This window comes from Arthrobacter sp. 05L45_2 (genome assembly GCF_056397525.1).
The window spans coordinates 1-8,682 of record NZ_JBFTNO010000137.1; the positions used below are offsets into that span (position 1 = coordinate 1).

The window sequence follows — 8,682 nt, forward strand, 5'->3', positions numbered from 1 at the left end:
CATTGATGCTTTGGACGCCGGCCCGAGGAAACCCCAATGTCGAACGAGCGAATCACAGCCCGCCCGCAACATGCGGCGGCCGGTTCCCCCGCGAGCCGGAAATCGGACTACCGCCCCGAAGTGCAGGGCCTGCGCGCCCTGGCAGTGCTGATGGTGGTGACGTACCACGTGTGGCTGGGCCGGGTCTCCGGCGGCGTGGACATCTTCCTGCTGATCTCCGCCTTCCTGATGACCCTAAGCTTCGCGCGCAAGGTCGAAAGCGGGAAGCCGCTGCGTCTCCTGAACCACTGGCTGCACCTGCTCAAACGGCTGCTGCCCGCCGTCGTCGTGGTGGTCCTCGGCGTCCTGATCGGCACCTGGGCGATCCTGCCCGCCAGCCGCTGGTCCGACATCCTCGACCAGGCCTGGGCTTCGCTGCTCTACCGGCAGAACTGGCTGCTCGCGGACACCGCCGTCGACTACTACGCCCAGGACCACTCCGGCGCCAGCCCGCTGCAGCACTTCTGGTCACTGTCCATCCAGGGCCAGGTGTTTGTGCTCTGGCCCCTGGTCTTCGCYGGGGCGGCCCTCCTGCGCCGCGCGCTGCTCCGTTGGACCCGCCTGGACGAACGGCAACTGAACTACCGCGTGTTCCTGGCGGTCGCATTCGGTGCCATCTTCGCCGTTTCCCTGGCCTACTCGGTCCAACAGACAGCCAGCAACCAGGCCTACGCCTACTTCGACACCCGCGCCCGGCTCTGGGAATTCGCGCTGGGGTCACTGCTGGCCCTGGCCCTGCCCTATCTGAAACCGGGCAAAATCGTGCGGCTGGTCCTGGGCTGGGCCGGCCTGGCCGCGATGCTCTCCTGCGGACTCCTGCTGACCGTGGACCGGTCGTTCCCGGGCTTCATCGCCCTGTGGCCCACCCTCGCCGCCGCCGCCATCATCGTGGCCGGCCGGAGCAGCAGCCGTTTCGGCGTCGACCGGCTCCTGACCTTGCGGCCGCTGGTGGCCCTCGGGGACAACTCCTACGCCCTGTACCTCTGGCACTGGCCGCTGCTGGTTCTGGCCCTGGCGGGCATGGGCATCACCGCGCCCGACCTGTGGCAGGGGCTGGCCATCGTCGCCGCCTCGCTGGTGCTGGCCGTGCTCACCACCCGGTTCGTCGAGAAACCACTGCGCGAGTGGCACTGGCCGCAGCGCCGTGCCTGGCGCACCGCCGTCGTGATCGCCGCCTGCGGTGCGCTGCTGGCGGGCCCGGTCACCCTCTGGCAGAGCCACATCGTGGCCGACGAGGCAGCGGCAGCAGCCCAGCCGAAGGAACTGACACCGGGCGCTGCCGTGCTGGCCCCGGAGAACGCCGGGAAGCCGACCCCGGAGGCGAAGATCATTCCCGCGCCGGCAGCCATGAAGAACGAATGGGCTGACATCGACGGCCTGTGCACCGGCGGCAACGTGCCCACCGATCCGCTGCTGCAGGGCTGCCTGCAGAACAGCCGGCCGGACAAAGTCACCAAGAGGATCGTGGTGCTCGGCGACTCGCACGCCCAGCAGTACATGGCCGCGCTGGGGCCCATCGCCAAGAACCACGGCTGGGAAGTGGTGACCCTGCTGAAGGGCRACTGCCGCTTCGGCGGCGACTCGCCCGAACGGGACGCGGACTGCAACGCCTTCAACAAGGCCAGCTCCAACTACGTCCTCGAACACAAGCCGGACGCCGTGTTCACCGTGGCCTCGCTGACCCACAAGGACGCGCCGTTCGAGACCGAGGTGCCGCAGTACCTCGAGGGCATCAAGCCGCTCACCGACGCCGGCATCGACGTGATCGGCATCCGCGACAACCCCCGGTTCACCGTGAACATGCCCGAATGCGTCCAGAAAAAGGGCGCCGACGCCGCCGACTGCAACGTCCCGCTGGAGGAGTCGCTGGCCGCGTCCTCGCCGCTGGACGACTACCGCGGCAAGGTCGCCCGGCTGCACCTGATGGACATGAGCGACTTCATCTGCGCCAACGGGACCTGCCCCGCCGTCGTCGGAAACGTCTACGTCTACAAGGACGACAACCACCTGACCAAGACCTACGTCCAGAGCATGATCCCGATGTTCGAAAAGCGCCTGCTGGCCGCCACCGGCTGGAAGTGACGCGGGCGGTGCCCCCGGCCGCATGCTGTTACTCACATTCGCGGCGCGGAATAGGGGGATCGCCGGCTAGGTTCTACTATTTATTCAACACTTCTGCACAGGCCACGCCCGTAATGACGGGCTGGTCATCTGCTGCAACCCCTACCCGTGAACCCAGAAACCCAAGGTAAGAGGCGCACTCATGACCCAGCCCGAACACGACCCCTTTGGCTTCGTCGGCCTGACCTACGACGACGTCCTGCTCCTGCCGGGGCACACCGACGTCATTCCGTCCGAGGCTGACACCTCCTCCCGGATCTCCAAGCGCATCACGGTGAACACGCCCCTGCTGTCCGCCGCCATGGACACCGTCACCGAGTCGCGGATGGCCATCGCCATGGCCCGCCAGGGTGGCCTCGGCGTGGTGCACCGGAACCTCTCGATCGCCGACCAGGCGGACCAGGTGGACCGGGTCAAGCGCAGCGAGTCCGGCATGATCACGAACCCGCTCACCATCGGCCCCGAAGCCACCCTCGCCGAACTCGACGAGATCTGCTCGCACTACCGCGTCTCCGGCCTTCCCGTGGTGGACGAGGGCATGAAGCTGCTGGGCATCGTCACCAACCGCGACACCCGCTTTGTCCCGGAGACGGACTTCCCGATCCGGTTGGTCAGCGACGTGATGACCAAGATGCCCCTGGTCACCGGGCACGTCGGCATCAGCCGCGAGGAGGCCTCGCACAAGCTGGCCACCAACAAGATCGAGAAACTTCCGCTCGTTGACGAGCAGGGCCGGCTCAAGGGCCTCATCACCACCAAGGACTTCACCAAGGCCGAGCAGTACCCCCTGGCCACCAAGGACGAGGAAGGCCGGCTGCGCGTCGGTGCCGCCATCGGTTTCTTCGGTGACGGCTGGGAGCGCGCCATGGCCCTGATCGACGCCGGTGTGGACGCATTGTTCGTCGACACCGCCAACGGCCACTCGCAGGGCGTCCTGGACATGATCCGCCGGCTCAAGTCAGACCCCGTGGCGGCGCACGTGGACATCATCGGCGGCCAGGCTGCCACCCGTGAAGGCGCCCAGGCGCTGATCGACGCCGGTGCCGACGGCATCAAGGTGGGCGTGGGACCGGGCTCCATCTGCACCACGCGTGTGGTGGCCGGCGTCGGCGTCCCGCAGATCACCGCCATCTACGAGTCCGCCAAGGCCGCCATCCCGGCCGGCGTTCCGCTGATCGCCGACGGCGGACTCCAGTACTCCGGCGACATCGGCAAGGCCCTCGTAGCCGGCGCGGACACCGTGATGCTCGGCTCCCTGCTGGCAGGCTGCGACGAGTCCCCGGGCGACCTGATCTTCGTCAACGGCAAGCAGTTCAAGCTCTACCGCGGCATGGGTTCGCTCGGGGCGATGCAGACCCGCGGCAAGAACACGTCCTACTCGAAGGACCGTTACTTCCAGGCCGACGTCTCGGGCGACGACAAGCTGATCCCCGAAGGCATCGAAGGCCGGGTGGCCTACCGTGGACCGCTCGCCTCGGTGGCGTACCAGCTGGTGGGCGGCCTCCGCCAGACCATGTTCTACACCGGCGCCCCGACCGTCCCGGAGCTCAAGGCTCGCGGAAAGTTCGTCCGGATCACACCGGCCGGCCTGAAGGAATCCCACCCGCATGACATCCAGATGACGGTGGAAGCGCCGAACTACGGCTCGCGCTGATCCCCACCCGCCCCTAGCCTCGCAAGCTCGGCCAGGGAACCCGGCGGGCGTGGGCCCAACGCAGGCAGGTCACGGGATTCTTCCCGTGGCCTGCCTGCGTTAACAGCGCCGCGACCCGCAACTAGGCTGGGAACATGTCCGAACTCCTGCCCGCGCGTGAGCCCCGGCGCAAACTGGCGCTCAGGCCCTACGCCCGGGCGGTCGCGCAGGTGCTGCGGGTCAGCTTCCGGGCCTCCCCGGCCGCCGTCGTCATGAAGGTTCTGGGCTCGCTGATCTCGGCACTGCTGCCGCTCGTCACCACCTACTTCGCCGCCCTGACGACGACGGCGCTGGCGGCCGCATACGCGGGCAATGCCGCCGCGGGGCAACAGGCCATTGTCTACGTCATCATCACCGCTGCCCTCGGCCTGTTCTGGGGAGCGTTCAGCAGCGTGGACCGCTACATCCAGCAGCTGATGAGTTTCAGGGTGGGCGCGATCGTCGGGGACCTGATGTACGAGCGCTTCCTGGCCCTGGACTTCTGGCGCTATGACGACAAGGAGACGGTGGACCTCTACGACCGCGCCAAGCGCTTCTCCGACTCCTATGCCCGCGTCCTGGACCGGATCGCCGCGATCTTCACCCAGCTGGTCTCGGTGCTCCTCGCCATCGGCGCGCTGCTGCTGGTCAGCTGGTGGATCGCCGTGATTGTCCTGGTGGCGATCGTGCCCAGCGTCTACCTGCAGTTCAAACTTTCCCGCGAGCAGATCGCGCACTGGAACACCCAGGTGGACTCCCGCCGGCAGCGGCGGATGATCGAAACGAACCTCCTGCGCCCGCAGCACATCGCCGAGATGCGGCTGTACGGGATTGTCGGCTACCTCATGGGGCTGCGCTCCCGGCTCCGGGACGCGGATGAAAAGCGCCGGCTCGACTTCCAGAAGCGCTACATCCCCAAACAGCTCGCCGCCGACGCCCTGCAGTACGGCGCCGAGGTGGTCTCGCTGATCTGGGTGGTCGGCCAGATCATCGCGCGTGCCCAACCCGTGGGCCAGTTCCTCTACGTCCAGCAGATCGTCAGCCGTGCCCTGTCCACCGCGAACAGCCTGGTCTCCTCGCTCAGTTCCATCGATGAGGACCTCGCCAACCTCAAGGACTACGAGCTGTTCATGGCGCTGCCCGTGCACTCCGGCCACGCCCCGCCCCTGCTGGCCCCGCCCGAAACGGTGGAGCTGCGTGACATCCGTTTCACCTACACCGGCAGCGACCTCGAAGTCATCAAAGGCATCTCCCTGACCATCCGGGAGGGCCAGCACATCGCCATCGTCGGGGAAAACGGTGCAGGCAAATCCACGCTGATCCGGATCCTGGCCGGGCTCTACCGGCCGGACTCCGGCCAGGTGATGCTCGACGGCGTGGACCTCGCCGCCGTCGACGTGAAGTCCTGGCACCGCCACCTGGCAGTGCTCAGCCAGGAGTTCCTCAAATACGAGTTCGCTACGGCTGCGGAGAACATCTTCTTCGGCGACGTCGATGCGGCACGGGATGACGGGCGGGTCCGCCGGGCCGCGGCTGACGCCGAGGCGCTCGAGTTCATCTCCAAGCTGCCCAACGGGCTGGACAACCACGTCAGCAACTGGATGGAGGATCCCCGGGGCCGGAAGGGCAGCGGGCTCTCCGGCGGCCAGTGGCAGCGCCTGGCGATGGCCCGGAACTTCTACCGCGACGCGGCGTTTATGGTGATGGATGAGCCGACCTCGGCGATCGACGCGCTGGCCGAACACCGGATCTTCACCCGCCTCTTCGCCGACCGCACCAGCACCATCATTGCGATCAGCCACCGGCTGGCCACGATCGAAAAAGCGGACGTGGTCTACATGCTCGAGGACGGCAGGATCGTGGAGCAAGGCACGCACCGGGAACTGGTGGCGCTGCGCGGCCGGTACTTCCGGATGTTCGAATCCCAGCTCAGTGTGGATGAGGCCGAAGGGGCCTGAGCGGCCCCGTGGCCGAGTGTCAGGGCGTGTCCGCGCGCGCGGTCGGCGTCACCGTGGTCCGCACGCGGGCCAGGCTGGGCGCAGCGGGCACGCTGCTGAAACCGAAGGTGACCGGGGGCCGGACGGCGGCCAGCGACCCGGCGTCGGCGCCTTCCCAGCTCATGCGTGCTGCCCCGATGTGGTGCAGGTCCGTCACGCCGTAGTACTCGGTCCGTCCGTCTTTGGCGGCGCCTGCGGTGCGGGCTCCGGGGCTGACCTTGGCAGCGACCGGGTTGACGGCCCGCAACCACAGCGGGTGCACCGCCACCGGTCGCGGGACCAGGCGGACGAAGCCGCCCAGCAGGGTGCGGTCGCCGATGGTGGCCCGCACGCTGAGGGGACCGGCGTCGACGGTGAGCTGCCCTCCCTCATGGGCGGCCGCCACCTCCACCACGCGGCTCTCGTCAAAGTGATAGACCGAGGCGATGAAGTCACAGGTTTCGGCGGTCGGGGCCAGGAGAATCCGGTGGCCCGAGGGCAGCTCCACCATGGCATCAGTGAAGGGTCCGAAGGGGGACCGCTGCCAGAGGCCGAGCACCGCGCGCAGCCCGGATTCCGTTCCCAGCCCGGCGATGTGGCCGTCGAAGATCCACCCTTTACGCATGCCGCCAGCGTACCTGCCGCGCTGACACTGCCCTGCGCGGGGCCGGCTCCGCCGCGGGACATGCCCTCCCGTCACAGCGGCCAGTGGACATAACGCCACTATGTCCGTTCCCTGGCACAAAGAATGGGCATGCCCATCCGGGAGGGGAGGGCATGCCCATTCGTTGCGCGGCCCGTGCTACGAGGTGGTCACCGAGGTGTCGTCCACGAAGAAGTAGGTTTTGAGCGAGGAATCTTCCACGCCCAGGAAGCGCACGGTCACGCTCTTGCCCTTGAACGAGGACAGGTCCAGGGTCTTGAGCACGTAGCCGGCGGACTTGTTCAGGTTGGAGTAGGTGGCCAGCGTCGTGGTGACGCCGCCGCTGATGGCCTGCACCTTCAGCGTGTCGTAGGCCGAGGACGCGGTGGTCTCGTCCGTCAGCGTCTTGAGGTAGAAGGAGAGGGAGGAACCGGTCACGGAGGACGGGATGGTGATGGTCTGATCGAGCGTGTACGACGTCGACTGGCCCCAGCCGTTCAGCCCGGCGAAGCCGCTGCCGGTGCGGGCGTCGGTCCCGGTTTCGAAGGTGTCGGTGTGGTCGGAGGTCCACGACGCCGCACCGCTTTCAAAGCCGGGGTTGAGCAGCAGGTTGCCCGACGGCGGCGGTGTGGTTCCGCCCAGCAGCCCCATGGTGGCCGTGGCATCCGAAAGGCCCGCGCCGCAACCCTTGGTGCAGCCGCCCGGCATGGCGCGCGTGCCCTGCCGGAGGGTGGACTCGACCTGGGCCGGAGTTAGGGACGGCGATTTGGCCTTCATCAGCGCCACCAGCCCCGCGACGTGCGGGGTGGCCATTGAAGTGCCCTGGTAGAAGGCATACCCCGCCGCGCCGGGGGTTGTGGTCCCGGTGTTCAGGGTGGAGAGGATGCCGCCGCCGCTGACGCTGGTGTCGCCGCCGGGCGCGGTGAGGTCAACGGTCGCGCCGTAGTTCGAGTAGTAGGACAGGGAGCCGCTGGGGTTGCTGGCGGCCACGGTCACCACCGAGTTGCAGTTGGCCGGCCGGAAGCCGGAAGCGTCCTGGTTGCTGTTGCCGGCAGCTACCACCACGGTGGTGCCGCGCGAGACGGCCGAGTCGATGGCCGCCTGGTAGGTGGTGCCGCAGGCGCCGGAACCGCCCAGGCTCATGTTGATGACCTTTGCCGGGTTGGCGTTGACCGGGATTCCGGCCACCGTCCCGCCGGAGGCCCAAATGATGGCGTCGGCGATGTCGGACAGCGACCCGCCGCACTTGGCCAGGACCCGGACGGGGAGGACCTTGGCGTTTGGTGCCACGCCGGCCACCCCGGTGGCGTTGCCGGTGACGGCGGCGATGGTCCCGGACACGTGGGTGCCGTGCCAGGACGAGTTGGCGGCCGCGGTTTGTCCGCATTCGCCGGCCGCGTACCAGTCGCCCTGGTCCTGGGGGTTGGCGTCCCGGCCGTTGCCGTCCCGTGCCGCGGTGGCGTCCGTGACGAAGTCATAACCCGGCAGCACGTTGGCGTCCAGGTCCGGGTGCGCGGTGATCCCGGTATCGATCACCGCCACCGTGGAGCCCGCACCGGTGGAGACGTCCCAGGCTCCCGGGATGCGCATTCCGTTGGCGCCGGTGAAGTCCCACTGCTCGCCGTAGCGGGTGTCGTTGGGCGCCAGCACGGCAGTCATGCGGGCATCGGGCTCGACGGCGTCGACGGCGCCCGAGGCTGCGATGTTGTCCATGAAGTCCTGGGCGGACTGGCCGGACAGCGCTTTGTCCGAAGCGATCAGCGTGCCGCCCGTGGCCATGGTGCGGAGTTCCCGCACACTGACCCCCTGCTGCTTCGCGGCCTTGCCCCAGGCGTTGGCGCGGCCGTTGGGCGTGGCGTTGCCGGGGGTCTTCTTGAAGCTGACGATGAACTGCGTGTACGCCTCGCCGGCGTTGACCTCCGGTGCGGGCGTGGTCTGCGAGGTGACCGGCCCGGGGGCCGCGGAGACGGGGGAGACGGCCAGAGTCAGCGTGCCGACGACGGCGGCCAGCGACAGGGCCAGGACACGTGAGGTCCTGAGTGATGCACTTCCCATGGGTTCTGCTTTCTTCGACCGGGCATTGCGGAAGGCCCGGAGCTGGGGGTGGAGGCCCGCCGGTCGATCCCGGCGGGCCGAAGCAAACGTAAGGGCATTTTCACGTTTTGTAAACTATTGACTAATCGTGTCAAGTCAGTGTTGACTATCGATTAATTTCGAGCCCCGGGATGCCC

5 protein-coding genes are annotated in these 8,682 nt (G+C 68.0%); 3 read left to right on the plus strand and 2 right to left on the minus strand.

Annotated elements, in window-relative coordinates; all coding sequences use genetic code 11:
• Positions 1–36: 36 nt before the first annotated feature.
• The 3 genes from AC1DHD_RS11235 (at position 37) to AC1DHD_RS11245 (ending at position 5,790) form a co-directional block, all read left to right on the plus strand.
• A complete protein-coding gene (locus AC1DHD_RS11235; protein WP_476879794.1) occupies positions 37–2,121 on the plus strand; it encodes an acyltransferase family protein in 2,085 nt (694 codons plus the stop codon).
• 181 nt (positions 2,122–2,302) lie between these two features.
• Entirely contained in the window at positions 2,303–3,814 is a 1,512-nt protein-coding gene (guaB, locus tag AC1DHD_RS11240; protein WP_476879795.1) for an IMP dehydrogenase, read from the plus strand.
• Positions 3,815–3,948: 134 nt separating this feature from the next.
• A complete protein-coding gene (locus AC1DHD_RS11245; RefSeq protein WP_476879796.1) occupies positions 3,949–5,790 on the plus strand; it encodes an ABC transporter ATP-binding protein in 1,842 nt (613 codons plus the stop codon).
• Between the two features lie 19 nt (positions 5,791–5,809).
• Here the strand turns inward: AC1DHD_RS11245 and AC1DHD_RS11250 are convergent, their stop codons facing one another.
• Both AC1DHD_RS11250 and AC1DHD_RS11255 read right to left on the minus strand, forming a co-directional pair.
• Positions 5,810–6,433, minus strand: a complete 624-nt coding sequence (locus AC1DHD_RS11250) for a hypothetical protein (protein ID WP_476879797.1) — start codon at positions 6,431–6,433, stop codon at positions 5,810–5,812.
• A gap of 177 nt (positions 6,434–6,610) precedes the next feature.
• A complete protein-coding gene (locus AC1DHD_RS11255; RefSeq protein ID WP_476879798.1) occupies positions 6,611–8,506 on the minus strand; it encodes a S8 family peptidase in 1,896 nt (631 codons plus the stop codon).
• Positions 8,507–8,682: the final 176 nt, after the last annotated feature.